Source organism: Rhizobium sp. 10PS4 (assembly GCF_032464805.1).
Classification (GTDB): domain Bacteria; phylum Pseudomonadota; class Alphaproteobacteria; order Rhizobiales; family Rhizobiaceae; genus Rhizobium; species Rhizobium laguerreae.
In genome coordinates this window covers 65,128-87,772 of record NZ_JAWDIW010000006.1, presented here as the reverse complement: position 1 = coordinate 87,772, position 22,645 = coordinate 65,128, and the positions used below count along the sequence as shown (strand labels likewise).

The following is a 22,645-nucleotide window of genomic DNA, read 5'->3' as shown; positions in this document are numbered from 1 at the left end:
GGACCGGCCGGACGAAATTGTTTGCAGTCAGCGGTGAATCGGCTGGAACCGCCGAGCCTCTCGCCGGTTTTGGCGGTCGCAAATCATCTGCGGGATGAATATGGCCTCTCGACCAGTAGGGACGACGTCGAAGCCGCGGGCAGCCTCGAGCGATATGCTCGCCCGCAGCAAAATCCCTGTCTGGATCGTCAAGGCGCTTCTTTCCAGCGGCATTAAGCGTGTCAGTCAATTGTCTTCGATGACCGACGACGAACTTCTGGCGCTTCCCGGCATCGGCAAGCGGGCGGTCGAACTCATCCGGTTGTCTCAGAGTACACCCTAAAGCGGCGAGAGCCAGCTGCCAACCAATCCGCAATCGTCGGCTCGCCGATGACTTGAGCGGCGGTTTTTAAAGGCGGAACTCTCCGCCTTCACAGAGGTTGGATTTGCTTAACATGGAAGCATTCAATGTCGGCACCGAGATCCGAGCAGCAGCAGAGCACGATATCCAGACGTCTCGATCGCAACATCGAGGCTCTGCTGAAGCGGCGGGAGCAAGAGGCGGGGCAATCGAGCCGGCAGGAGCGGGCGGCCGATGCCATTACCCGTTTTGCGGGATCGATGATGTTCGTCTACCTGCACCTGCTGGTCGTCACGCTCTGGATCGTCGTCAATACCGGCCTGCTTCCGCTGATACCCGCCTTCGACCCGTCATTCGTCATTCTGGCGATGGTCGCGTCTGTCGAAGCGATTTTCATCTCGACATTCGTGCTGATCAGCCAAAACCGTATGGCGGAGGCCGACGACAAGCGCGCCGATCTCAACTTGCAGATCTGTCTTCTGGCAGAGCATGAGGCGACGGAGGTGTTGACGCTGGTTTCGGCCATCGCCGAGAAACTCGGCGTCGAAATCGAGACGAGAGAGGAGCTCGAGGAACTGAAAGAGCAGGTGACGCCGGAAGAGGTGCTGGACGAAATCGAAGAGAAAATGCGGCGTCGGGAAACCAACACGCCGCTGGCGTAAAGCGGCGCAATCGCGGAACCTGGCCTAAACCGGCAAAGACGCATTTGGTGGAATTGTGCGAAAACCTCGCCAAGGCGACTATACGGAAGGCGACGAACCAACGGGCAGACCGCGCTTTTTTCGAAGCATTAGCGAGATCGGCGATCGACCATGTTCCGATGCCGTCTGCCGGATCCGGCGAGATGTTCAGCGGCCAGAAGATGCCGGATGGCGAGGCGAGAGCGAGACCGGACCTACCGGAGCGGACGATAAGAACCGGCGCAGGCGATGAGCTGCGGCGCGAAAGTTGCCACCGGCTGAAGACAAGCTGTTCACAATGCTCTTTCCACCAGGTCACGCGCGGGTCGGCGCACCTCCTTCGACGGCTCAAGGGATGCCCGGCAAATCGGTCGTGTTTTCGGATAGTTCCTTTTCCTGCTCTCCGGCGGCCATCATCTCGCGAAGCGGCGAACGCGACACATTTGCCTCGATCGCCTGATGACCCGACGTATCGGCAAGCGCCTCGCGGAAATTCTTGGCGTAGTTTTTCGGCATCTTCGGCGGCATCATCGGCTCGTATTGATCGACGAAGGCTTGAATGACCACAGGACCGGCCACGGAAAAAGCTTCCTCCAAAGTCGGCTCGATCTGATCGAAGCCGCTGATCGTGAAGCCGTGGCCTCCCATTGCCTCTGCCGCCTTGGCAAAATCGATCGGCGCCAGTTCGCAGGCAAATTGCGGGTTGCCGAGGAACATCATCTGCTCCCAGGCGATCTGGTTGAGCATGCCGTTGCAGATCACCAGTATTTTCAACGGCAGAGCCATTCGGACAGCGGTCGAGAACTCCCCGAGCTGCATGCCGAATCCGCCATCGCCGATGACCGCGTAGATTGGCCGTTTCGGATCGGCAGCGCCCGCCGCTATCGCATAGGGCAGGCTGGAGGCCATCGAAGCGAGCGCGCCGGAGACGGCGAACTGGTTTGCCGGGCCGAGGTCGATGTGGCGCGCTGCGAGTTCGGTGTTTTGGCCGGAATCGGCCACCAACACGCCGTCGGCCGCGATACGCCTGCCGAAGGCTCGCACCACGGCCTGTGGCTTCAAGGAAGCGCTCAGGTCCGTCTCCATCATCTCCATCTTTCGGCGCCAGTCGGACATCGCCGTTTGCGCCTGCTCCAGAAATGACCGATCCGTTTTGCTGTTCAGCCTGGGCTTCAGCAGCCGCAGCGTTTCCCGCGCCTCGCCCACGAGACCGGCATCGACGGGGAAGCGCAGGCCAATTCGCTGAGGATCGCTGTCGATCTGCACGCCGCGGGCGCCTTCGGGCCGCGGGTAATATTCGATATAGGGAAAGGAGGAACCGACGATCAGCACCGCGTCGCATTGCTCCATGATCTGCTGCGACGGGGCCGTGCCGAGAATTCCGATGCCGCCGGTCGTCAAGGGATCGTCGTCGGCGAGAGCGGTCTTGCCGAGCAGGGCTTTGGCCACCGGCGCCGCGAGGAGGTCGGCAATCTCGCGTAATTCCACCTGGGCGCCGACGGCGCCCCGGCCGGCGAGGATCGCCACCTTGCGGGCATCATTGAGTATCTGGGCCGCACGATCGAGCTCGATTTCCTCAGGGATCTGGCGGCCCCGGAAATAGCGGTTCGGCACGTGTTTGGGACGGTTTCGTTTCGAGCGCGATTTCGCGTCCATCTCCTGAACGTCATTGGCGATGGAGAGATGTGCCACGCCGCGGCGTGAGAGCGCCGAGCGGCAGGCAAGGCTGGCGACGTTTTCCATGTGCGATGCGTCACTGACATGCGCATTATAGATCGCGACATTGTCGAACACGCGGGTCAGGTCGACGTCCTGCTGGGTAAAGGTCTCGATCAGGTCGTGATACTGCGTTCCGGTGATCGCAAGCACCGGCATCTGGTCGAGCTTGGCATCGTAGAGGCCCGTCAGCAGATGCGTGCCGCCGGGTCCGGACGTTGCAAGGCAAACGCCGAGCTTTCCGGTGAACTTGGCATAGGCACACGCCATGAAGGCGGCCGATTCCTCATGCCGAACCTGGATGAACCGGATCCGGTCCTGGCGCTTGCGCAGCGCTTCCATGACACCGTTGATTCCATCTCCGGGAAGGCCGAAGACGAACTTGACGTCCCATTCAATCAGCGTGTCAATCAATATGTCGGCGGCATTGAGCATCGAACTCGTCCTTTGCTTGTCAAAGACCGCAAACCTGCGTCGCTATCAAAGGTTCCGAGCTCAATCCTTGGAGCTGACACGGCAGCAAGCCTATATCGCAGGCTCGGCTGCGTTCAAATCCTATGCGCCAGGCCGTAGACGAGGATGGTGACGTAAAGCAGGAAGGCGATGGCGGCCACGGTCACGATCAGGATGACGGCGATCCGCCCGCCTTTCAGGCTGTTTCGCTGCTGTTTGGCAGTGGGGCGGGTTGCCTGAATCGGATCTTTTTCTGGCTTGTCCATCAGGACCTCGCTTCCGTCGAGACCGGCGCCGGCTCATCACCTCGCTGCCTGCCTCAAATGAGATGATTGCACCGAAAACGATCAAAAGCCCGACCAACATCACGGCTACGATGTAGATTACGAAGCTCGACGGTCCGTCTTCTGGTTCATCCGCCCCTTCCCTGCTCCTCAAACCGCGGGGCAAGTCCAATGTTCCCGGCAGATGATCTTACCGCGTATTTCTGCCTTGCGTGCAGCCATCGACCACGATCGATGTCGGCCCCTGACATATGCAGCGCCTGATTTCCGTCAACAATGCCGCCGGCTCGCATGGTTTTTCCAACCACACGCCCTCGGAAAATGCTGCAGCATCCGGGTGCACCTTCTGCTGGGCGCCGGTGTAAACGATAAATGGGATATGGCGGTCGCGCAAAGATCTGGCGATCGCTCCGGCGATCCCGTCTTTCAGTTCGACATCCATCACCACCAGATCGGGATCGTTCGCCGTCAGCCACTCTTCAGCTGCCCGGCAAGACGAAACTGTCTCTATCTGGTGGAAACCGGCGCGATGAAGCGTGTCCTCCACGTCCATTGCGATGATAATCTCATCCTCCATCAGAAGAATGGATGTCGTCCCAGCAATGTCCATGGCCCAACCCCTAATATGCGGAGTTGATACAATAGACCTTTCCGGCCAAAATGCAGGGATCGTGCGCTATCGCACGGTCCTGTTACGAGCGCGTTTCTTTGCTCCGGCATGTCTGTCACGACGGCCACGCCGCTACCCTCCGTGTCATTTGATCGAGCGCGCTATCGGCTGGAACTTTCACCCGCGCGATCGGTTCGGCGCCGTGCCCCAAGAGAGTGTGTGGGGCCGACATCGAACGGAGGTTTCCATGACGACCGCAAATACGACGACCGATCATTCTGCCATTCGCAAATGGGTGGAAGCCCGTAAAGGGCAACCCACCCGCGTCAAGGGTGCCAAGCAAGGAGGCATATTACGGATAGACTTCGGGGAGCCGGAAGAGAACCTGGAAAAGATCTCCTGGGACGAATTCTTCGCCATTTTCGATGAAAACGAACTTGCCTTTCTTTATCAGGACAAGACCGAGGATGGGACAAGCCGATTCAACAAATTCGTCAGCCGTAAATGACCGGATGATATTCGCCGAGCGAGATGGTCGTGCTGTCATCGCCATGCTCGCGGAGGATACTGGCGGCGGCGAGGCCGGCGGCAAGCTCTGAGCCTAATTCGCGGCCGTGACGCGCGAAAAAGCTCACGCTTGCTATAACAGCACCATTCCTGCCGTGCGGCCGCGCCTGCAGGGGCTTTGTCGCCGGCCAGGCCATTGTCTTTTCAGTCCGGGCGATTTTCAAAACCAGAAAGGCGAAGCACTGCGGTCTGTACGTTAGTGCACAAACTATTGCTCAACGATTCTATATGGTTAGGTTCGCTGCAGCGGCGATCGACGATCGATGCGCGGATCAAGCTATGGACGATGAAGAATTGAATTTTCGAAATGAACTTCTGCGCGCCATGGGGCCGCAGGAGCGTGAACTTCTTGTGCCCCATCTGGAGCCTGTCGATCTTGACGTGCCTTTGATCCTCGAGATGGAAGATACGCCGGTCGGCGATGTGTATATTCTCGAATCGGGACTCGCATCGATCGTCGCGCGGTTTCCAGGCGGGCGCGACATCGAAGTGGGCATCGTCGGCAGGGAGGGCATGACCGGCGCCGCCGTGATCCTTGGCGGTGATCAATCCGCCAACCGGACATTCATGCAGATCTCAGGCCATGGGTTCAAATTGCCGGCAGCCATTCTTTCTGCCGCCATGGAGGAGAGCCGCGCCTTGCGCAGTCTGCTTCTGGCCTATGTCCAGGCGCTGCTGGCGCAGACGACATCGACCGTGCTTGCTAATGGTCATGCCAAACTCGAGGAGCGGCTCGCGCGGTGGCTGCTGATGGTCCATGACCGGACGGACGGCATGACGATATCGCTGACCCATGAATTTCTCGCGGTGATGCTCGGTGTCCGCCGCGCCGGCGTGACGGTTGCGCTGCATCTGCTCGAAGGCAAAGGTCTGATCCGGTCCACCCGAAGGCAGATCGTCATCCTCAACCGGCGCGGATTGATCGAAGAGGCGCACGGCTCCTACGGGGCGGCGGAGGAGGAATATCGACGGCTGATCGGCAGCCATCTTGCGCGTTGAACAGTCTTTTCAATCAGAGTTGGCAGTGACCTGCGGTGACAGGCGGCGCTTCCGTGTCGATGCCAAGCGACCCACCGACAGCAATTTGTCCTGGTCTGCCACTCCATGACGATAAAGGCTGATCAGCAACGCTGCGATCTCCTCAGTCTCCGGCGCTCGCAACGGTCTGCCCGTCTCGCAACAGATGGCATTCAAAATCGCCTGCAGCTGACTGAGGTCAGCTGAATCGAGCGCTTTCAAATGAGCAGACTGGGAATCGAGCATAGCGCCTTTCCCGATACGAAGGCTTCGGATTATGCAGATACCCATAATGGAGCGCAGACACGGTCAGCGCAACGCCCCTTTGAAAACCGTACGCAAGCGCACTGATCTAATGATAGTAACCGGCATCAGGCCCGAACAACGCCGCGACGATCGCGTTGATGTCGGCGGGACGATGGCTGAGGACAAAGCCGGCTGAGCGCGCTTCGGACCGATGGTCCTGAGCGAAGACGAAGGGTATCCGTCGCGTCTCCAGCCAATCGTTTATTGCAAGCATCGCCTCGTCGGAAATGGTGACATCGATGATCGCCGCATCGCATACCAGGCTTTCATCCAAGCAATGCATCGCAATCGCATCGACGCGCCGATCGACGACCACGGCTTGATGCGCGACCAATGCCTCCCTGGCGCCGTCCGACAGGAAGCCTGGCTCCCCGATGATGACGATCGTCTTGCCGGCGACCGGACTGAGCGATTTCATAGCGGACGCCTGCAATGGTTGTTCTGACTGCGATTGTGCCCTTGGATGGCACCTCAGGCCGTCACTGTCTGCGCCGTGCGTAGCATATTCATGCCTGCCATGCGACCTTCATTTGGTTCACCAAACCGCATCGCCTTGTGTTGGTTCCCCGGCCGGCGGCGAGGCCAGCGGGAAACCGAATTCGTACGGTTCCGCACGAGCGGTTGAAATCGAAAATCCGGAATTTTAGGATCGTCTTACATTCCTGGGGAGGAACACGATGACACAGCATTCGGGAATTACGAAGCCGGCTTTGCAGCCTGCTGACGTCGCCATGTTGCAGGCTGTCTTGCGGGGATGGTGCCAGGAAAAATCATGCGGGATTGCCAGTCCGGCGGCGCAACATGTTGCCAGGGAACTTGTCTCCTGGTTTGAGTGCGGCATTCGAGATCAGCGTAAACTCAGCGATCTGATGCGATATATGCACTTGGATTTCAAAAGTTTGCCGGTTTCCACGGAAGCGCCGCGTCGGGAGTCCGTGCGATCGGCCGCCAATATCAGCGAAACCAATGTGCTATGATGGACAGGCTCGGTTATTTCAAATGGGTCACCGCGGACCCGACCGCTCTCAATGCCGTCGATCGGCAGATTGTGGTCAGGCAGATCGTCGATGAGCTTCAAGAGATCTGCGATAGGGACGCTGGAAGCGGCGGCATCGACCGGTACCCGGCGCTCAATCGTCTGCTCCAAACGATCCGCGCCTCCATCATATCCATCGCCAAAGCCGACGACAGTTGCTGGGAAGGTATCATCGACGAGCTTCTCCAGCTTCGCACGACGATGGTTGATCTCAGGGCGAGTCAGGGGGCCAGGATCTCCCACTGATGCCCGAGAAAATCGTGATGCAGGACCTCCTTCATCGCCGCCGGTTATTTCGAGCTTAGCCGACCGTCGACATTTTTCTGAGGAACTAACCCGCAATTTATGGCATTGATTCCGCAACGATGGGGCGGGCGATGCCAAGATTTTACTTCAACATCGTTTCCGCTGCAGGGACGATCGCCGACTTCGAAGGTACCGAGCTGGCGACGCTCGATGACGCCAAGCGGGAGGCCGTACGCGACGCGAGGGCGCTGATGAGCCAGGCGGTCCTTTCGGGAAAAGATATTTCCGCCAGAAGAGTTCATATTTGCGACGAACAGGGCGGCATTCTCCTGATCGTGCCTTTCACCGAAACGATCAGGCCTTTCGACTGACCGATCGCCGGACCGGCAGGCCGATCAGTCGTTCATATTCCCGCTCGGGTATGCCGTAACTTCCGCCGGCGATCTCTTCCAGCTTCGCTCGATCGATGACCCTGACATTCCCGCGGGTGGCCCTGATGATCCTCATTCCCTCGATGACATGCAGCTCGTTGGTGACGCCTGAGCGGCGCACGCCAAGCATTAGCGACAGGAATTCATGGGTGAGCGGCAGATCGTTTCCAATCAGGCGGTCATGGCACATCAGCAGCCAGCGCGCGAGCCGCTCGTGCATATTGTAGCGTCCGTTGGCGAGCGCCGACTGGGCAAGCTGGATGTCGCAACAATGCACGTAGTTGAGGAACATGTCGTTGACCGCCGGAAACTCCGCCAATATCCGCCTGAAGGTGGTGACGGAGACCAGCAGACCGGAGCCGCTAACCTGAAGGAAAGTCCGATTCGGCGTCGTATCCGTCTTCAGGACGACATGGGCTCCCACCAGGCCCTCATATCCGACATGTCCGACCTCGACAGCTTCGTCTTCGGCGCTGGTCGCCACCATCGACGCCAGACCCTCCTCCATGAAACAGACGTGTTCGTTCGGCTGATCGGATTCGACCAAGACATGTTTAGCCGGCAGCTGGACCATTTCGGCATCGGCCATGAGCAAGCCGAAGACATCGGTGGGCAAAGCCTTCAGCAGCAGGTTGCGAACATTACGCTGATCGGGTGCGGGCATGCACGTCTCCTTCGGGAGGGAGCCCGCACTCATACCAGCAGCCGTTGCGATGGTGGGAATGCTCAGCTTATGCGTCAAAAAGGCAGTCATAGCCACATTCGCAAAGGACTTTGTGCGTTTTTGACAATTCCGGCGACAGGTACAGGAGCCGATTTATCACTGGGAATAAATGGTTACGGGTTTTGAGGCAGACGGATTAAAAATCGCGCGCCTGGCCGTTGATCCTCGATCTGAAGCTCGGCCTTCAGCTGCTGCACGAGACCACGGACGACCCTCATTCCCAGGCTTTTACCGTCATTTTCGAAGGACGAAAATTCCGGCGGCAGACCTTTTCCGCCATCGGCGATTTCAAGGAGGATCGCGTCGTCGGTATTTTGCGCCCTGACAGTGACTGTGCCGGAGACATCAGGATAAGCGTGTTTGAAGGCATTCGTCACCAGCTCGTTGACGAGGAGGGCGATCTGGATCGCACGGTCGGCATCGACGGTGCATGGCTCTACGTCGACTGAGACGTTGTGCTGCGCGGCCGATTGCTGCAGGCGTTGGCACAGGCTCGACAGGAAATCCGCGAGATCCACCGTTTCGATATGCGGCTGGCGCCACAATTGATCATGCACCTGGGCAATGGTGCCGACGCGCGCCTCGGCATCGCTGAGCGCCCGGCCGACTTCCGGCTGCTGCGCCAGGCGAGCCTGCATTGCCAGCATGCCTGCTACCAACATTAGGCTGTTTTTGACGCGATGGCTGATCTCGCGCATCATGACTTGCTGATGCTCATCGGCAAAATGACGTTCTGTGTCGTCGCGCAGCACCTTCAGGTAGCCCGCTCTATCGTGATGGGCGCGGAGCGGCATGGTCAAGCCGCTGCCCCAGAACGTCGTGCCGTCCTTGCGCAGGTGAAACCGTTCGTTCTCGGCACGACCGCATTCGAAAGCCGTTCTCATTTCGCGTTCCAAAGCGCCCTCTTTGCGGTCCCCCGGCAGGAACAGGATATGTGCGTCGCGATCGAGGATATCCCGTTCCTCATAACCGAAAATGCGGCAGGCCCCGGTGTTCCAGCTGATGATCAGTCCGTCCCGATCAAAGGTGAAGATCGCATAGTCGGTGGCGCTTTGGAGAATGAGCTGCAGGCGCTCCTGGCTCGAACGCAACGTTTCGTCCTGCTGAAGCGTTCGTGTACGGTCGCGAACGACCTTCATGAGGCCATAGACCCCGCCGGCGTCGTTGCGAAGCGGCATCATCAGCCCGGAAGCCCAAAACATGCTGCCGTCTTTTCTAACGTGCCACCGATTGTCGTCGGCACGGCCTTCGGCGAGCGCCACCCGCCTCTCCTTAAGCGGCACGCCAGCGAGTTGATCCTCGAAGGAGAAGATCAACTCGCTGTTCTGGCCGATCATCTCATATGGGGAATAGCCGAAGAGATTTTTCGCACCCGTGCTCCAAGTGGCGACCGTGCCGTCGATGTCCATGGTGAAAATAGCATAGTCCAAGGCGCTCTCGACGATATGCCGATAGACGTCAGCATTTTCACCCGGAAAGGCATATTGATCCACGCCAATGGGCTCCTCAAGATTAGCATCGTCTTACATTAGCAGCTCCGACGGCGATTTCTCCGCGAGTGCGTTTGCGTACAAAGTCACGATCGAACATCGCCGCGACGTGAAGGAACCGATGCAAGCGCGACAGAGCGACCGATACCCCATTCGGGGTGCACGACCACCGACAAACGGCTTGCAATGGGGTCTGTTGCGGCCCATAATTCGACCATCGTTGGCTGAATTTTTGGCGCCGACGGCTGGGAGACGATCCGCTCTTGCCACACAAGAGGGCAAGGTGATGCGTCCTTTCGAAAGCAATAATCTCTTCCTGCTCCATCTGACGACGCCGCAGATTTTGGTCTTCGAGAGAATTCTCGAGCCGCTTGCTCTGCCGCGCGATTTCGAACTCGCCTCCATCGGCCTGCCCGTCAGCCACTATTACTTCCTGGAAAGCGGCATCGCCTCCATGGTGGCGACTTCGCCTGAAGGCAAGAAAGCCGAAATCGGCTTGGTCGGCAGAGATGGCATATCGCCGCCGGTTCTAACGATGGAGGCGGAGAAATTTTCCTTTGACGTAATGATGCAGGTCGGCGGCGCGGGACGTCGTGTGGAAGCACGGGCTTTGGCAGGGTTTCTGTCCGACCAGCCCGCCGTCCGCCAACTGCTTGCGCGCTTTCTGCATGGCTTTTTCGCGCAGGTCGCCAACACCGCGCTTTCCAATGCCGTTCACAAGATCGACGTTCGATTGGCAAAGTGGATATTGATGTGTCACGATCGTATAGATGGCGAGGAGATCGCGCTGACGCATGAATATATGGCGACCATGCTCGGCGTGCGCCGCTCCAGTGTCACCGAAGCGCTGCATATTCTCGAAGGCGAGCGCTTCATCTATTCTCATCGGGGGCTTGTCATCATCCGCAACCGCGCATCCCTGGAAGCGTTTGCGGCTGATGCCTACGATGCTCCGGGAGTATCGGGCCGCAGCTGGCCCGACCTCGGTCAGCTCTCACTGGTTGCGGTCCAGTAGCCTTCTGCAAGACGCGGGCGCTATTGCGGCGTCAACCGGTCGGGCCTGTTCTTCCATTCCTTGTACGGCTGCAGCAGCTGGCCGGGAAACCGTCTTTCGATCGCGCTCTCGGTGAGAAGGATTTTTGCGAAGACCTCGTCTGTCGAGGATCGATTCAACGCTTCGCTGCGCATCTCCAGATCAGCCATCAGTTCGAAAAGCTCTTCATCCGTCATCGACTCCAGAGCCGAGGCGAACTCACGCTCAGAGACATCCGCAAAATCCGTCACGATGCACCTCCTGCCGATGGCTGCGTTTTGGCCTACCGATCAGCGATTTCTTAGGCGTCATTGCCCTGGCAGGTCCTTCTCGGTCGTCGCAGCCGCCGGAAGCTTTTGCTGCGACCCTTCGCTGTCCGACGCCCGCATCGGAGCCGTCGGCGCACTGGCGACATAGAGGCCCAGCACCAGCGCGCCGATGGCAACAACAAATGCACCCGATATGGCGAGGACGGACCGCTGTCCGTCCTGCTTGATCATTCCGAAAGCAAGAGCAATGCCCAGAAGGGCTGCTCCTCCTGCCACTGCAAACAGCCAGAGATAATTCATCAGCATCGGCTCCAATGTCCGGGCGCCTAACCCTGAGGAATAGCGAAGGTTCCCAGCTACCCAACCGGGCGTCGGTGAAACCCCGCCCCTTGCTGGCATCACAGCTGCGAGGATACAACCCGGCCCGAGCCGCAGCAGCTTAGCGGTTGAGTTCCTCCGCCATCTGCAGGTGATGTTCAAGCGCGGGTTTCGTGCTCGCGGCCCAGGCTTTCAACTCCGCATTGTCGCCGCCTTCGCCATAGCGTTCGAAGAGGTCGACCGCATCCTCGTGGGCGGATTCTTGGTCCGAATGGTACTGCTTGATGAAATCGTCGCCCTGTAGCCCCTTGAGCTTGTCCAGCATATCCTGTTGCGCGCTGGTCATGGCGCTCGGCAGCTCCGCCTTCACCTTGCCGCCGGAGATCAACGCCTTGAGCTCCCTGGTGGTCTTCTCGTGTTCTGTGACCATCTGCTGCGCAAAGGTCTTGGTTGCGGCATCGCCGCGCTCGAGTGCCAACTTGCTGGATTCGATCTCGAACATGTCGCTGGTGGCAGCCTCCAGCACGAAATCCTCGGTCTTCGGTGCGGTTCCCATCAGCGAATTGACACCGGTCTTTTCGGCGGCGGACTGAGCCATCACAGGTCCGGCAAGCGAAACGGCAAGAGAGGCGATGATGATCTTCTTCATGGTTTCTGATCTCCTGGTTGGAGGCATCAGAACTTTGAAAGCGCGAAACTGTTCCCGGCGCGCGGATCAATTGTGGTCTGGCCCCTAGCGCGCAGAGCGGGGAAACGAAAGCGACAGTGAAAAGAGCGATGGCGCAAAACCACTGCCGGACACTCTTGTCGCGCGACGCGCCGGGAGCCAGGTCGAAGCTGCGAAAATGCCTATCGCAAGCAGCAGGTAGGGATCGGTATTCCAATCCGACATCAAGAGCTGAGGTGCCGGCGCGTTGCCGCAATATGGATCAAGCCGGAAAGTCATATCACGCCCGTCCTTGTCGGTTCGTCCGGCAAACACGCCTGAGGAAGGTTTGTTCCTGCGACTATGGATCTGCTCGTTTTCCGATGGAACAACTTTCGCGGATCAAGGTTTGGTCGTCTTCGCGGGAAGCCGAAACGATGAAGATCGTTTTCGTGCACCGCATGTTCCAAACCCGAAGAGCTGCAAGGGCAGTGTCGGCATTGCGGGTTAGTTCAAAAAGGCAGGCGAAGACATGAAGGCACTCACCTGGCACGGCAAACACGACATCCGATGCGAGAGCGTTCCCGATCCTCAAATCCAGGAAGGCCGCGACGCGATCATCAAGGTGACGGCGTGCGCGATCTGCGGGTCGGATCTTCATCTCTTCAACGGTGTGATGCCGGACATGCATAGTGGCGACATCATGGGGCACGAAACCATGGGCGAGGTCGTCGAAGTCGGCAAGGACAATAAAAAGCTCAAGGTCGGCGACCGGGTCGTCGTGCCCTTTACCATCTCCTGCGGCGAATGCTTCTTCTGCCAGCGCGGTTTTTATTCCGGATGCGAACGCAGCAATCCCGATCCGTCGAAGGTCAAGAAGATGTGGGGAAATTCGCCTGCGGGCCTGTTCGGCTACACGCATCTTCTCGGCGGTTACAGTGGAGGCCAGGCGGAGTACCTGCGCGTGCCCTTTGCGGATGTCGGACCGATAAAGGTGCCGGACGGACTGACGGATGAGCAGGTGCTCTTTCTCTCCGATATCTTTCCGACGGGGTACATGGCCGCAGATTTCTGCAATATCCAGCCCGGCGACACGATCGCGATCTGGGGCTGCGGTCCGGTCGGACAAATGGCGATCAAGTCGGCCTTCATCCTCGGCGCCGAGCGTGTCATTGCAATCGATACCGTGCCCGAGCGGCTTGCTCTTGCCGAAGCATCGGGAGCAACCACTCTCGATTTCATGGACGACGATATCTACGACAAGCTCATGGAGCTGACCAACGGGCGTGGTGCCGACGCATGCATCGATGCGGTTGGCACCGAAGCCGATGCTTCGGCAAGCTGGGATTCACGGCTTGACCGCATCAAGGTCGCCACCTTCATGGGGACCGACCGGCCGCACGTCCTTCGCCAGGCAATCCATTGCTGCCGGAACTTCGGCACGGTTTCGATCGTCGGCGTCTATGGCGGTTTCCTCGACAAGATACCGATGGGTTCGGCGATCAACCGCGGCCTGACCTTCCGAATGGCGCAGACGCCGGTGCAGCATTACTTGCCGCTGCTGATGGAACGCATCCAGAAAGGCGAGATCGATCCGTCCTTCGTCATCACCCATCGCGCGACCCTCGAAGAAGGTCCCGATCTTTACAAGACTTTCCGCGACAAGAAGGACGGCTGCATCAAGGTTGTTCTCAAGCCGTAGAGAAGTCGCCCGCGGTCAGGGCAAGCGGGATCGGTGCCATAAAGCTAACCACCGGCGCCTGGGATTATTGCCGGCATTGAGGAAAGGTCAGATCATGCAGAAGGAATCGAACGATCCTATCGAAGACCGACATAAGCTGCACCCACCGGAGATGGAGTTCGAGCCCATCCCGCCAGAAGGTGAAAACCCGGGTGCTGCGGCCGGCAAGCGCGGCAAAGCGCAAGCCGGCGGTCGCCCCAAGGAATCGCCGACAGCGCGACGCAGCCAGGCGGACAATGAAAGGGTGGAAGGATTGCCCGAAACAGACGCAGCAAAAAGCCTGGCGACGGCACCACCGGCGATGAAGCGCGATTGACGGCCCCGTCGTCCTCGGCCGAATCGAAACACCGCGCCGATAACGCGTAGGGCTGAGGCTGATGACACAGGACGTATTCGTTTTTGGAACGCTGAAGAGAGGTTTCGCTCTGCATGAGCAGGGACTTTCCCGCGCAAGGTTTCTCGGAATTTTCAGGACTCTGGAATGTTATCCGATGCTTATTGCCGGTCCCTGGTTCGCCCCGATGATGTTCAACGAACCGGGCAACGGCCATCATGTCGTCGGTGAACTTTATGAGTCCGGCGACGATACGATAGCAAGGCTGGACCAGCTGGAATCCCTCGGCATCCCCGGCAATCTGCGCGTGGCGATAGACGTGGAACCGGTCGCCGGCGGGCCAATACGCACAGCGCTGGCATACATGAAATCGCGGCAGCTCGCTAAGCCCGTTCAATCGGATTATCTGCGCGTCTACGAAGACCGGCGGTTTGTTCCGTTCGACCGGAGAGGCTGAGGCGCCTGTGGACAAATCGGCCCGGAACGGACACGGCAAAAAGCCTAGCGAGGGCACCGTCGATGATGAAGCGCGATTGAACTGCGGCCATCGTCGCCATGTGGGGGCGCGCAAGCGGCCTGCTCGATTTGACGCGAGACGGCTACAGTCTTTCTTTGCGAATGCTCTGCCTGAAGCCGACTTAAGATATTTCTCGAAAGCGAAGGCCTGCGCTTCATCGGAGAAAGCGAGATAGGTCTTGAGAGACCTTCAGATCACTCGTCACGCCAACATAATAGCGATCCGGAAATTCAGTGCTATGGAGAATGTAGACGTACTTCATGAAGGATCATAGCCCGCCTACGTTGCTTCGCAACTTCGGCGCGGCAGCCTCCGCTTCCTTCTCGCCCTCGTACCGTCAAGCCTGCCGGCTTGCCGAGCCGAAGCTCGAAGAGCGTAGGCTGGTGGAGCTAAGCGGGATCGAACCGCTGACCTCTTGCATGCCATGCAAGCGCTCTCCCAGCTGAGCTATAGCCCCATCAAGGTGGTCCGGCTCGAGGCCGGTCCTGGGATGCTCCTCAAGGCGCGTGCCCTGCGGAGTGGCGGCTTATTACTTCCGGATTCCGGAGATAGCAAGCCTAAAAAATCTGGCCCGGAGAATTTTTTCCTCGCCGGGCCGAAATGCGGTCTCAGACTTCGTCGTCGTCGCCGGTCACGCCGATGATATCGCTCATGTCGTCATCATCGTCATCTTCGTCGGGTGTAAGGAAGGTATCGTCGTCGTCGTCGCCTTCGATTTCGACATCGTCATCGCCGATATCGGGGATGTCGTCACCGCTGGCGGCGTCATCGGCATCTTCCAGCGAAACCAGTTCGACTTCGGTGTTTTCAGTATCGACTTCCGCGACCTCCTCTTCCTCGGCAACTTCGGCGATCGCCGAGGTTTCTTCGAAGAAGGACAGAGGGTAGGACTTGCCGGTATAAGGAGAGACGATCGGATCCCGGTTCAGATCATAAAACTTCTTGCCGGTTTCCGGATCGGTACGCTTGGTTCCAAGTTCCGCTTTCGCCACTATAAGCCTCGTGTGAATAGCCGAATATGAGATTCGGCAGATGCCGTTCAAGCCGGCGTTCCATCGGAATTTATAAGCCGGTCCCCTTAATCGCTGTGGCTTCCCATGTCAAAGCCAAACTTTGCGATCCGGGCGCCGGGTTTTTGGCAAGCCGACGGATGACCGCCCGGCGCGTTTATGTTAACGAGCCGCAACAGCTGCGGAAGCGGACGGGAATTGCGACCGGCCAAGCCTGTCTTGCGGCAAAAATAGACTGCGTTTGCAAAGGATTACGCATGCTGCACGGCTCTGCGCCCAGACCCGCCACCGCCCGCAAATCCGCCGGTCTTGCGGGCAGCGTCCGTATTCCGGGCGACAAGTCGATCTCGCATCGTTCCTTCATGTTCGGCGGGCTCGCCTCTGGCGAAACGCGGATCACCGGCCTGCTCGAAGGCGAGGACGTGATCAATACCGGCCGGGCGATGCAGGCGATGGGCGCCCGAATTCGCAAGGATGGCGCGCAATGGGTGATCGACGGCACCGGCAACGGCGCGCTGCTTGCGCCCGACGCGCCGCTCGACTTCGGCAATGCCGGCACCGGCGTGCGGCTGACCATGGGTCTTGTCGGCACCTACGATTTTCGCTCCACCTTCATCGGCGACGCCTCGCTTTCGAAACGGCCGATGGGCCGGGTGCTCAATCCGCTGCGCGAAATGGGCGTGCAGGTTAGCGCCTCCGAGGGCGACAGGCTGCCGGTGACGCTCAGAGGCCCGGGAACGCCGAGCCCGATCCGTTATCGCGTGCCGATGGCATGCGCCCAGGTGAAATCGGCCGTGCTGCTTGCCGGCCTCAATACGCCGGGTGTCACCACGGTCATCGAGCCCGTGATGACGCGCGACCATACCGAAAAGATGCTGCAGGGTTTTGGCGCCGCCCTTTCCGTCGAGACGGACGGGGATGGCGTCCGCACGATCCGGCTCGAAGGCCGCGGTAAGCTCAAAGGCCAGATGATCGACATTCCGGGCGATCCCTCCTCCACCGCTTTCCCGCTGGTTGCGGCGCTGCTTGTCCCCGGCTCCGACATCACCATCGTCAACGTGCTGATGAACCCGACCCGCACCGGGCTGATCCTGACGCTGCAGGAGATGGGGGCCAATATCGAGGTGCTGAACACGCGTCTTGCCGGCGGCGAGGACGTGGCGGATCTGCGCGTGCGCCATTCCGAGCTCAAGGGTGTGACCGTTCCCGAAGAACGCACTCCGTCGATGATCGACGAATATCCTATCCTCGCCGTCGCCGCCTGTTTCGCCGAGGGCGCGACTATCATGAAGGGGCTGGAGGAACTGCGCGTCAAGGAGTCCGACCGCCTTTCCGCCGTCGCCGATGGCCTGAAACTCAATGGCGTCGACTGCGACGAGGGCGAGGATTTTCTCGTCGTGCGCGGCCGGCCAGACGGCAAGGGCCTCGGCAATGCTGCCGGCGGCAGGGTCAGCACACATCTCGACCATCGCATCGCCATGAGTTTCCTTGTCATGGGGCTTGCCTCTGAGCATGCTGTGACGATCGACGACGCGGCGATGATCGCGACCAGCTTTCCCGAATTCATGCAGCTGATGACTGGCCTTGGCGCGAAGATCGAGCTGGTGGCGGAATGATGTGCCAGCCACCATTCCGCGAAGCCAAACTCATTTACCGTTTCGGCGCGCTGCCGCAGGATTGATCGCATGACGAACGAGACCTTCACCATCGCCATCGATGGCCCGGCAGCAGCGGGCAAGGGCACGCTCTCGCGCCTCATCGCAGAGCACTACGGCTTCTATCATCTGGATACCGGCCTGACCTATCGCGCCACGGCCAAGGCGCTGCTCGATGCCGGCCTGCCGCTCGACGACGAGGCGGTAGCGGAAAAGATCGCAAGAGAGGTTGAACTCGCTGGATTGGATCGCGATATACTTTCCAAACATGAGATCGGCGAAGCCGCATCGAAGATTGCCGTCATGCCGGCAGTGCGCCGGGCGCTGGTCGAGGCGCAGCGGCGGTTTTCGACGAAAGCGCCGGGAACGGTGCTCGATGGACGCGATATCGGCACGGTTGTCTGTCCGAATGCGGCGGTGAAATTCTATGTAACGGCGTCGCCGGAAGTCCGCGCAAGACGCCGTTATGACGAGATCCTCGGCAAAGGCCTGACCGCGGATTTCGATGCGATCTTCGAGGACGTCAAGCGGCGCGACGAACGCGACATGGGACGGGCCGACAGCCCTTTGAAACCAGCTGATGATGCGCACTTGCTTGATACGTCGGAAATGAGTATAGAGGCCGCGTTTCAAGCTGCTCAATCGATCATCGATGCGGTCTTGAGCCGAAATGCCTAAATTCAAGCGATTTTGCGTGCTCTGAGCATGGATCGCTTCTAATACAGCAAGCCTGAAATTCCGTCCAAGCGCCGGATTGCCTTCGTAAGAGAAGGCGGACTGGGTTCAGGCCCGTTCAACGCAAACCAACCGGCGCGTACGTGTCCGCTCCGTTTCAGGACACGCAGGAGATTTTATGTCAGTAGCTACCCCCTCCCGCGAGGATTTCGCGGCTCTTCTCGAAGAGTCCTTTGCCAAGAACGACCTGGCCGAAGGCTATGTCACCAAGGGCATCGTCACGGGCATCGAGAAGGACGTCGCCGTTGTCGACGTCGGTCTGAAGGTTGAAGGCCGCATCGCGCTCAAGGAATTCGGCGCGCGCGCCAAGGACGGCCTGTTGAAGGTCGGCGACGAAGTCGAAGTTTACGTCGAGCGCATCGAAAACGCGCTTGGCGAAGCCGTTCTGTCGCGCGAGAAGGCTCGCCGCGAAGAAAGCTGGGTCAAGCTCGAAGCCAAGTTCGAAGCTGGCGAGCGCGTCGAAGGCGTGATCTTCAACCAGGTCAAGGGCGGCTTCACGGTCGACCTCGACGGTGCGATCGCCTTCCTGCCGCGTTCTCAGGTCGATATTCGTCCGATCCGCGACGTGACCCCGCTGATGCACAACCCGCAGCCCTTCGAAATCCTCAAGATGGACAAGCGCCGCGGCAACATCGTGGTTTCGCGCCGTACGGTTCTGGAAGAATCCCGTGCCGAGCAGCGTTCTGAAATCGTTCAGAACCTCGAAGAAGGCCAGGTTGTTGACGGCGTCGTCAAGAACATCACCGATTACGGTGCGTTCGTTGACCTCGGCGGCATCGACGGCCTGCTGCACGTCACCGACATGGCATGGCGCCGTGTGAACCATCCGTCGGAAATCCTGAACATCGGCCAGCAGGTCAAGGTTCAGATCATCCGCATCAACCAGGAAACCCACCGTATCTCGCTCGGCATGAAGCAGCTCGAGTCCGATCCGTGGGATGGCATCCAGGCCAAGTATCCGGAAGGCAAGAAGATTTCCGGTACTGTCACGAATATCACCGATTACGGTGCATTCGTCGAGCTGGAGCCGGGCATCGAAGGCCTGATCCACATCTCGGAAATGTCCTGGACCAAGAAGAACGTTCACCCCGGCAAGATCCTGTCCACAAGCCAGGAAGTCGAAGTCGTCGTTCTCGAAGTCGATCCGTCCAAGCGTCGTATCTCGCTCGGCCTCAAGCAGACGCTGGAAAATCCGTGGGCAGCATTCGCCCGCAGCCATCCGGCCGGCACTGAAGTCGAAGGCGAAGTCAAGAACAAGACCGAATTCGGCCTGTTCATCGGCCTCGACGGCGATGTCGACGGCATGGTGCACCTCTCCGACCTCGACTGGAACCGTCCAGGCGAACAGGTCATCGAGGAGTTCAACAAGGGTGACGTCGTCAAGGCCGTCGTTCTCGACGTCGATGTCGAGAAGGAACGCATCTCGCTCGGCATCAAGCAGCTCGGCAAGGATGCAGTCGGCGATGCCGCTGCTTCTGGCGACCTGCGCAAGAATGCAGTCGTCTCCTGCGAAGTCATCGCGGTCAACGACGGCGGTGTCGAAGTGAAGCTCGTCAACCACGAGGACATCACTTCCTTCATCCGTCGCGCCGACCTCGCCCGCGATCGCGACGAGCAGCGCCCCGAGCGCTTCTCGGTCGGCCAGGTGTTCGACGCCCGCGTCACCAACTTCTCCAAGAAGGACCGCAAGATCATGCTGTCCATCAAGGCTCTGGAGATTGCGGAAGAGAAGGAAGCCGTTGCCCAGTTCGGTTCGTCCGACAGCGGCGCTTCGCTCGGCGACATTCTCGGCGCAGCCCTGAAGAACCGCGGCGGCGAATAAGCCTCGCATCCGCCTTTGAATTGAAGAACCCGCCGGAGCGATCCGGCGGGTTCTTCATTTTCAGGCAGTGAAAAGAGCGGTTCTGCTTTTCATGGAGCGCAGAACCGCTCTGTCCTTTTGTTTCTCCGCAATTCCGGACGGAAAACCGCTTCACACTTTTCCTTGAATTGCTTTATTCCCAGCCGACCATTCGCTGATAGAGGGCATAGACCGGATCGGCGGCCGCGCCTGCCGGCTGATGAGCCACTGGTTCGGCATCGATCATTCTCGGGGTCCTCCGCGCGGGTGCTACGTCGGTCTCTTCGCCGTCGGGCTCGGCATCCTCGCCGCCGGACTGCGCCTGCTGCTCGTCCTGATTCTGATCCTGTGGGGCGCCGTCGCGATGGTGCTGGTGGTGGGCTTCGCCTGCCTTTTCGTTCGACAGGATATCCTTGGCGAACTGATAGGGCAGCTGGGTGTAGGCAAGTCCCTCCGGCATTCTTGCCGCCAGCGGCACATAGGGGGATTCGATCGTCTCCGGGACCGGCATCATTTCCGCTTGGGCGGAGACTTCCGTCGGCTGGCGGGTCTCGACAACCAAGGGCGGGATATCCGGCTGCGACGGGCGGAGCGCTGCGGTCTGGCGGACGTCCGGCGCGGCAAGTTCCACCGGCTGCTTAGTCAAGCTCCCGGTCGCCTCGCTGATGACGGCCTCATCGAGGATCGTATCGATTTCCACCGCCGCCTCGACGGGAACATCCTCCAGCACGGTTTCGATGTCCTGCTCGCGGATGAGGGTGGCGATCATCTCCGAGGCTTCTTCGGTCATGGAGGCGACGATCCCTGCCCAGTTCCTGGGAATGACGGGATCGGCCTTGTCGGACACTATGCGGGGCTGAACGGCCGATTGCTCCACCGCTTCCTGCGTATCCTCGATTTTGTCCAGATCCGTTGACAATAATTGCTGGGCTTCGATCTCCTGCGGCAGGGATTCTTCCGCGGCGACTTCCGCCGCCGCCACCGGGGCAGGCTGGGCCGGGTCTTCTTCAGGCTGTGGCGTTTCCGGATCGGCGGCCTCGACAGTTTCGGCGATAAGCGGCTCTTCGGCAGTCACGAGCGCTGCAGCCTCGGTCAGCGGAGCGACCAATACCGGCACCTTTTCCGCCAGCTGGCGCGTGGCGGCAGCCGGCCTGTTGTCCTCATGCAGCTGGATTTCGGGGCGGGCTTCGGCGCGCATCGGCGAAGCGTCGTTCTGGCGATAGGAGCGCATAACGGCGCGGGCTGCGAGATCGCGATCCTTGTAGCGGACGATTTCCAGATAGGCGACGATGCGGGCGGCTTCCGGGCCTGTCGGGTTTTTCAGAGCTTCGGCAATGGTCCGCAGCGGCAGACCGTGGCCTTGCGCGGTCAGCTGGCGCTCGACCTCGTCGATTCTCGCGGCCGGCAGCCGCCGGATCGCATCGGCAAGCCGGGAGGCGAAGGCAAGATTGCTCTCATCATCTCCACGATCGAGCGAAATCGAGCGGCCTGCCGCATCGATGACATCGAGAAGGGCTTCGACCATGCGCTCGCGCGCCGCAAGGAGCAGAATATTGAGCTTGCCGGCAATGGCGGAATTGAGGTCTGCGGCTTCGACCGCGTTGACAGGCGCGGGGGCAATCACCGATTGGCCGAGACCGCTGACGACGATCGCCGCTGTCTGACCCTGGGACGAAAAGCTTGCATTGGACGCTGCACGAACGGGAGTCAACATGGCATGCTCCTTTCGTAAAGTGACGATGAAAGCAGGCTCTAGAAAAGGACCGCGCTCATCCGGTCCCCTTGCATCCCAGCAGATCCTCCTGTCCGCATGACGCAGTTCCGGCGTCATCGAAATGCATAAAAATTAACAGGAATATTAATGAACAGGCGTTAATGAATCGCTAACGGCCGCCGGCAAGCCTGCCGTATGGCTATTGGCAAACGCAGAATGAAAGCAATTCGCTCAGCTATGGGCGAAGATATCCGCCTCTTCCCAGCCGAGCAGATCGAGCTTGGCGCGGGTCGGCAGGAATTCGAAGCAGGCCGTCGCATGATCGTAACGGCCGTCGCGGATCAGCCGCTCCGTCAGCTTGTCGCGCAACGCATGCAGATAAAGCACGTCGGAGGCGGCATATTCGAGCTGAGCCGGAGACAGCGTCTCGGCTGCCCAATCGGAGGATTGCTGCGCCTTGGAGACATCGACGTCGAGCATCTCCTTGAGATTGTCCTTGAGGCCGTGGCGATCCGTATAGGTCCGGATCAGGCGCGAGGCGATCTTGGTGCAGAAGACCGGGGTCGTCGTGACGCCGAAGGTGTGGAAGAGCACGGCAATATCGAAGCGGCCGTAGTGAAAGATCTTCTGATGGGTGGGGTCTTCAAGCAGGGCGACGAGATTGGGCGCCTCTTTCTGACCGGCGGCGATACGGATGATATCGGCGGTGCCGTTACCCGGGGAAAGCTGGACGACGCAGAGCCGGTCACGGCGCGGCACCAGGCCGAGCGTTTCGGTGTCGATCGCAATCGCGCCGGTGTAGCGAGCGGCATCGGCCGCGGAAATATCGCCTTCGTGGTAACGTATGGTGGCCGCCATGAGACTGTCTTTCGTACGAATGCATCTCTTTGGGCTATAGCGCAAAGGCGCAGAGTGCGAAACCGCTTTGCTGCG

General features: G+C 59.5%; 28 protein-coding genes, 1 tRNA gene and 1 pseudogene. 14 read left to right on the top strand and 16 right to left on the bottom strand.

What is annotated here, in order from left to right:
• Positions 1 to 100: 100 nt before the first annotated feature.
• Together RWJ89_RS12945 and RWJ89_RS12940 are read left to right on the top strand one after the other, a co-directional pair.
• On the top strand, positions 101 to 322 hold the full coding sequence (locus RWJ89_RS12945; RefSeq protein WP_316031004.1) for a helix-hairpin-helix domain-containing protein: 222 nt from the start codon (positions 101 to 103) through the stop codon (positions 320 to 322).
• 125 nt (positions 323 to 447) lie between these two features.
• Positions 448 to 1,002 (top strand): DUF1003 domain-containing protein, encoded by a 555-nt coding sequence (locus RWJ89_RS12940; protein ID WP_316031003.1) that lies wholly within the window; start codon positions 448 to 450, stop codon positions 1,000 to 1,002.
• 366 nt (positions 1,003 to 1,368) lie between these two features.
• Here RWJ89_RS12940 and RWJ89_RS12930 read toward each other — a convergent pair whose 3' ends face one another.
• The 3 genes from RWJ89_RS12930 to RWJ89_RS12920 form a co-directional block, all read right to left on the bottom strand.
• Positions 1,369 to 3,171 carry a thiamine pyrophosphate-dependent enzyme gene (locus RWJ89_RS12930; protein WP_316031002.1) on the bottom strand — a complete coding sequence of 601 codons (1,803 nt, stop codon included), beginning with the start codon at positions 3,169 to 3,171 and terminating at the stop codon, positions 1,369 to 1,371.
• A gap of 113 nt (positions 3,172 to 3,284) precedes the next feature.
• Positions 3,285 to 3,455, bottom strand: coding sequence for a hypothetical protein (locus RWJ89_RS12925; protein WP_165503831.1), 171 nt, complete (start codon positions 3,453 to 3,455; stop codon positions 3,285 to 3,287).
• Between the two features lie 208 nt (positions 3,456 to 3,663).
• Positions 3,664 to 4,083 (bottom strand): response regulator, encoded by a 420-nt coding sequence (locus tag RWJ89_RS12920; protein ID WP_316031001.1) that lies wholly within the window; start codon positions 4,081 to 4,083, stop codon positions 3,664 to 3,666.
• Between the two features lie 247 nt (positions 4,084 to 4,330).
• Between RWJ89_RS12920 and RWJ89_RS12915 the strand changes: the two genes are divergently transcribed.
• Positions 4,331 to 4,591: a hypothetical protein gene (locus tag RWJ89_RS12915; RefSeq protein ID WP_168283242.1), complete on the top strand. Its 261-nt coding sequence runs from the start codon at positions 4,331 to 4,333 to the stop codon at positions 4,589 to 4,591.
• Here RWJ89_RS12915 and RWJ89_RS12910 read toward each other — a convergent pair.
• Complete coding sequence (locus RWJ89_RS12910; protein ID WP_168283243.1) at positions 4,578 to 4,787, bottom strand: hypothetical protein; 210 nt, start codon at positions 4,785 to 4,787, stop codon at positions 4,578 to 4,580. The two genes, RWJ89_RS12915 and RWJ89_RS12910, sit on opposite strands and share 14 nt — an antisense overlap.
• A 142-nt stretch (positions 4,788 to 4,929) precedes the next feature.
• Here RWJ89_RS12910 and RWJ89_RS12905 point away from each other — a divergent pair, with 142 nt between their 5' ends.
• Positions 4,930 to 5,649 (top strand): Crp/Fnr family transcriptional regulator, encoded by a 720-nt coding sequence (locus RWJ89_RS12905; protein ID WP_168283244.1) that lies wholly within the window; start codon positions 4,930 to 4,932, stop codon positions 5,647 to 5,649.
• 9 nt (positions 5,650 to 5,658) lie between these two features.
• On the opposite strand, the gene RWJ89_RS12900 is transcribed toward RWJ89_RS12905, so the two are convergent.
• Positions 5,659 to 5,913, bottom strand: a complete 255-nt coding sequence (locus RWJ89_RS12900) for a hypothetical protein (RefSeq protein WP_025396602.1) — start codon at positions 5,911 to 5,913, stop codon at positions 5,659 to 5,661.
• A 106-nt stretch (positions 5,914 to 6,019) separates the two neighbouring features.
• A complete protein-coding gene (locus tag RWJ89_RS12895) occupies positions 6,020 to 6,391 on the bottom strand; it encodes a hypothetical protein (RefSeq protein WP_131640101.1) in 372 nt (123 codons plus the stop codon).
• A gap of 259 nt (positions 6,392 to 6,650) precedes the next feature.
• On the opposite strand from RWJ89_RS12895, the gene RWJ89_RS12890 reads away from it, so the two are divergent.
• The 3 genes from RWJ89_RS12890 to RWJ89_RS12880 all read left to right on the top strand — a co-directional run bounded on the left by RWJ89_RS12890 (position 6,651) and on the right by RWJ89_RS12880 (position 7,626).
• Positions 6,651 to 6,950 carry a hypothetical protein gene (locus RWJ89_RS12890; protein WP_025396600.1) on the top strand — a complete coding sequence of 100 codons (300 nt, stop codon included), beginning with the start codon at positions 6,651 to 6,653 and terminating at the stop codon, positions 6,948 to 6,950.
• The gene (locus tag RWJ89_RS12885) at positions 6,947 to 7,255 is read left to right on the top strand and encodes a hypothetical protein (protein ID WP_245289791.1); all 309 of its coding nucleotides are present in this window, start codon (positions 6,947 to 6,949) and stop codon (positions 7,253 to 7,255) included. Before RWJ89_RS12890 ends, RWJ89_RS12885 begins: the two co-directional genes overlap by 4 nt.
• Before the next feature lie 131 nt (positions 7,256 to 7,386).
• Positions 7,387 to 7,626, top strand: a complete 240-nt coding sequence (locus RWJ89_RS12880; protein WP_316031000.1) for a DUF6894 family protein — start codon at positions 7,387 to 7,389, stop codon at positions 7,624 to 7,626.
• Here the strand turns inward: RWJ89_RS12880 and RWJ89_RS12875 are convergent.
• Complete coding sequence (locus tag RWJ89_RS12875) at positions 7,610 to 8,350, bottom strand: Crp/Fnr family transcriptional regulator (RefSeq protein WP_316030999.1); 741 nt, start codon at positions 8,348 to 8,350, stop codon at positions 7,610 to 7,612. The two genes, RWJ89_RS12880 and RWJ89_RS12875, sit on opposite strands and share 17 nt — an antisense overlap.
• 173 nt (positions 8,351 to 8,523) lie before the next feature.
• Entirely contained in the window at positions 8,524 to 9,903 is a 1,380-nt protein-coding gene (locus RWJ89_RS12870; protein ID WP_316030998.1) for a sensor histidine kinase, read from the bottom strand.
• Positions 9,904 to 9,907: 4 nt separating this feature from the next.
• On the opposite strand from RWJ89_RS12870, the gene RWJ89_RS12865 reads away from it, so the two are divergent.
• Positions 9,908 to 10,915, top strand: a complete 1,008-nt coding sequence (locus tag RWJ89_RS12865; protein WP_316030997.1) for a Crp/Fnr family transcriptional regulator — start codon at positions 9,908 to 9,910, stop codon at positions 10,913 to 10,915.
• Positions 10,916 to 10,935: 20 nt separating this feature from the next.
• Here RWJ89_RS12865 and RWJ89_RS12860 read toward each other — a convergent pair whose 3' ends face one another.
• The 3 genes from RWJ89_RS12860 to RWJ89_RS12850 form a co-directional block, all read right to left on the bottom strand.
• The gene (locus tag RWJ89_RS12860) at positions 10,936 to 11,184 is read right to left on the bottom strand and encodes a hypothetical protein (protein WP_025396594.1); all 249 of its coding nucleotides are present in this window, start codon (positions 11,182 to 11,184) and stop codon (positions 10,936 to 10,938) included.
• Positions 11,185 to 11,241: 57 nt separating this feature from the next.
• On the bottom strand, positions 11,242 to 11,502 hold the full coding sequence (locus RWJ89_RS12855) for a hypothetical protein (protein WP_316030996.1): 261 nt from the start codon (positions 11,500 to 11,502) through the stop codon (positions 11,242 to 11,244).
• A gap of 139 nt (positions 11,503 to 11,641) precedes the next feature.
• A complete protein-coding gene (locus RWJ89_RS12850; protein ID WP_221944956.1) occupies positions 11,642 to 12,169 on the bottom strand; it encodes a DUF4142 domain-containing protein in 528 nt (175 codons plus the stop codon).
• 529 nt (positions 12,170 to 12,698) lie between these two features.
• Between RWJ89_RS12850 and RWJ89_RS12845 the strand changes: the two genes are divergently transcribed.
• The 3 genes from RWJ89_RS12845 (at position 12,699) to RWJ89_RS12835 (ending at position 14,698) form a co-directional block, all read left to right on the top strand.
• On the top strand, positions 12,699 to 13,868 hold the full coding sequence (locus RWJ89_RS12845; protein ID WP_221944967.1) for a zinc-dependent alcohol dehydrogenase: 1,170 nt from the start codon (positions 12,699 to 12,701) through the stop codon (positions 13,866 to 13,868).
• Positions 13,869 to 13,962: 94 nt separating this feature from the next.
• Positions 13,963 to 14,223 carry a hypothetical protein gene (locus tag RWJ89_RS12840; protein WP_221942268.1) on the top strand — a complete coding sequence of 87 codons (261 nt, stop codon included), beginning with the start codon at positions 13,963 to 13,965 and terminating at the stop codon, positions 14,221 to 14,223.
• 61 nt (positions 14,224 to 14,284) lie between these two features.
• A complete protein-coding gene (locus tag RWJ89_RS12835) occupies positions 14,285 to 14,698 on the top strand; it encodes a gamma-glutamylcyclotransferase family protein (protein WP_131665414.1) in 414 nt (137 codons plus the stop codon).
• A 150-nt stretch (positions 14,699 to 14,848) separates the two neighbouring features.
• On the opposite strand, the pseudogene RWJ89_RS12830 reads toward RWJ89_RS12835, so the two are convergent.
• The 3 genes and pseudogenes from RWJ89_RS12830 to RWJ89_RS12820 all read right to left on the bottom strand — a co-directional run.
• Positions 14,849 to 15,020: pseudogene (locus RWJ89_RS12830) on the bottom strand (GIY-YIG nuclease family protein); the annotation flags it as partial.
• Positions 15,021 to 15,139: 119 nt separating this feature from the next.
• Positions 15,140 to 15,215, bottom strand: a tRNA-Ala gene (locus RWJ89_RS12825).
• A gap of 151 nt (positions 15,216 to 15,366) precedes the next feature.
• Entirely contained in the window at positions 15,367 to 15,750 is a 384-nt protein-coding gene (locus RWJ89_RS12820) for a TIGR02300 family protein (protein WP_012759632.1), read from the bottom strand.
• A gap of 275 nt (positions 15,751 to 16,025) precedes the next feature.
• Here RWJ89_RS12820 and aroA point away from each other — a divergent pair, with 275 nt between their 5' ends.
• From aroA to rpsA, 3 genes are all read left to right on the top strand, one after another.
• Positions 16,026 to 17,384, top strand: coding sequence for a 3-phosphoshikimate 1-carboxyvinyltransferase (gene aroA / locus RWJ89_RS12815; protein ID WP_316030995.1), 1,359 nt, complete (start codon positions 16,026 to 16,028; stop codon positions 17,382 to 17,384).
• 69 nt (positions 17,385 to 17,453) lie between these two features.
• Positions 17,454 to 18,101 carry a (d)CMP kinase gene (gene cmk / locus RWJ89_RS12810; RefSeq protein WP_131665416.1) on the top strand — a complete coding sequence of 216 codons (648 nt, stop codon included), beginning with the start codon at positions 17,454 to 17,456 and terminating at the stop codon, positions 18,099 to 18,101.
• 175 nt (positions 18,102 to 18,276) lie between these two features.
• Positions 18,277 to 19,980 carry a 30S ribosomal protein S1 gene (gene rpsA / locus RWJ89_RS12805; RefSeq protein ID WP_003544285.1) on the top strand — a complete coding sequence of 568 codons (1,704 nt, stop codon included), beginning with the start codon at positions 18,277 to 18,279 and terminating at the stop codon, positions 19,978 to 19,980.
• Positions 19,981 to 20,152: 172 nt separating this feature from the next.
• On the opposite strand, the gene RWJ89_RS12800 is transcribed toward rpsA, so the two are convergent.
• Positions 20,153 to 21,712 carry a hypothetical protein gene (locus tag RWJ89_RS12800; RefSeq protein WP_316030994.1) on the bottom strand — a complete coding sequence of 520 codons (1,560 nt, stop codon included), beginning with the start codon at positions 21,710 to 21,712 and terminating at the stop codon, positions 20,153 to 20,155.
• A gap of 231 nt (positions 21,713 to 21,943) precedes the next feature.
• The gene (locus RWJ89_RS12795) at positions 21,944 to 22,570 is read right to left on the bottom strand and encodes a ribonuclease D (protein WP_020052310.1); all 627 of its coding nucleotides are present in this window, start codon (positions 22,568 to 22,570) and stop codon (positions 21,944 to 21,946) included.
• Positions 22,571 to 22,645: the final 75 nt, after the last annotated feature.

Coding starts and splice junctions, on each gene's coding strand:
- RWJ89_RS12945 (WP_316031004.1), top strand. CDS start 101: ATGGCCTCTCGACCAGTAGGGACGACGTCGAAGCCGCGGGCAGCCTCG.
- RWJ89_RS12940 (WP_316031003.1), top strand. CDS start 448: ATGTCGGCACCGAGATCCGAGCAGCAGCAGAGCACGATATCCAGACGT.
- RWJ89_RS12930 (WP_316031002.1), bottom strand. CDS start 3,171: ATGCTCAATGCCGCCGACATATTGATTGACACGCTGATTGAATGGGAC.
- RWJ89_RS12925 (WP_165503831.1), bottom strand. CDS start 3,455: ATGGACAAGCCAGAAAAAGATCCGATTCAGGCAACCCGCCCCACTGCC.
- RWJ89_RS12920 (WP_316031001.1), bottom strand. CDS start 4,083: ATGGACATTGCTGGGACGACATCCATTCTTCTGATGGAGGATGAGATT.
- RWJ89_RS12915 (WP_168283242.1), top strand. CDS start 4,331: ATGACGACCGCAAATACGACGACCGATCATTCTGCCATTCGCAAATGG.
- RWJ89_RS12910 (WP_168283243.1), bottom strand. CDS start 4,787: ATGGCCTGGCCGGCGACAAAGCCCCTGCAGGCGCGGCCGCACGGCAGG.
- RWJ89_RS12905 (WP_168283244.1), top strand. CDS start 4,930: ATGGACGATGAAGAATTGAATTTTCGAAATGAACTTCTGCGCGCCATG.
- RWJ89_RS12900 (WP_025396602.1), bottom strand. CDS start 5,913: ATGCTCGATTCCCAGTCTGCTCATTTGAAAGCGCTCGATTCAGCTGAC.
- RWJ89_RS12895 (WP_131640101.1), bottom strand. CDS start 6,391: ATGAAATCGCTCAGTCCGGTCGCCGGCAAGACGATCGTCATCATCGGG.
- RWJ89_RS12890 (WP_025396600.1), top strand. CDS start 6,651: ATGACACAGCATTCGGGAATTACGAAGCCGGCTTTGCAGCCTGCTGAC.
- RWJ89_RS12885 (WP_245289791.1), top strand. CDS start 6,947: ATGATGGACAGGCTCGGTTATTTCAAATGGGTCACCGCGGACCCGACC.
- RWJ89_RS12880 (WP_316031000.1), top strand. CDS start 7,387: ATGCCAAGATTTTACTTCAACATCGTTTCCGCTGCAGGGACGATCGCC.
- RWJ89_RS12875 (WP_316030999.1), bottom strand. CDS start 8,350: ATGCCCGCACCCGATCAGCGTAATGTTCGCAACCTGCTGCTGAAGGCT.
- RWJ89_RS12865 (WP_316030997.1), top strand. CDS start 9,908: ATGGGCTCCTCAAGATTAGCATCGTCTTACATTAGCAGCTCCGACGGC.
- RWJ89_RS12855 (WP_316030996.1), bottom strand. CDS start 11,502: ATGAATTATCTCTGGCTGTTTGCAGTGGCAGGAGGAGCAGCCCTTCTG.
- RWJ89_RS12850 (WP_221944956.1), bottom strand. CDS start 12,169: ATGAAGAAGATCATCATCGCCTCTCTTGCCGTTTCGCTTGCCGGACCT.
- RWJ89_RS12845 (WP_221944967.1), top strand. CDS start 12,699: ATGAAGGCACTCACCTGGCACGGCAAACACGACATCCGATGCGAGAGC.
- RWJ89_RS12840 (WP_221942268.1), top strand. CDS start 13,963: ATGCAGAAGGAATCGAACGATCCTATCGAAGACCGACATAAGCTGCAC.
- RWJ89_RS12835 (WP_131665414.1), top strand. CDS start 14,285: ATGACACAGGACGTATTCGTTTTTGGAACGCTGAAGAGAGGTTTCGCT.
- aroA (WP_316030995.1), top strand. CDS start 16,026: ATGCTGCACGGCTCTGCGCCCAGACCCGCCACCGCCCGCAAATCCGCC.
- cmk (WP_131665416.1), top strand. CDS start 17,454: ATGACGAACGAGACCTTCACCATCGCCATCGATGGCCCGGCAGCAGCG.
- rpsA (WP_003544285.1), top strand. CDS start 18,277: ATGTCAGTAGCTACCCCCTCCCGCGAGGATTTCGCGGCTCTTCTCGAA.
- RWJ89_RS12800 (WP_316030994.1), bottom strand. CDS start 21,712: ATGTTGACTCCCGTTCGTGCAGCGTCCAATGCAAGCTTTTCGTCCCAG.
- RWJ89_RS12795 (WP_020052310.1), bottom strand. CDS start 22,570: ATGGCGGCCACCATACGTTACCACGAAGGCGATATTTCCGCGGCCGAT.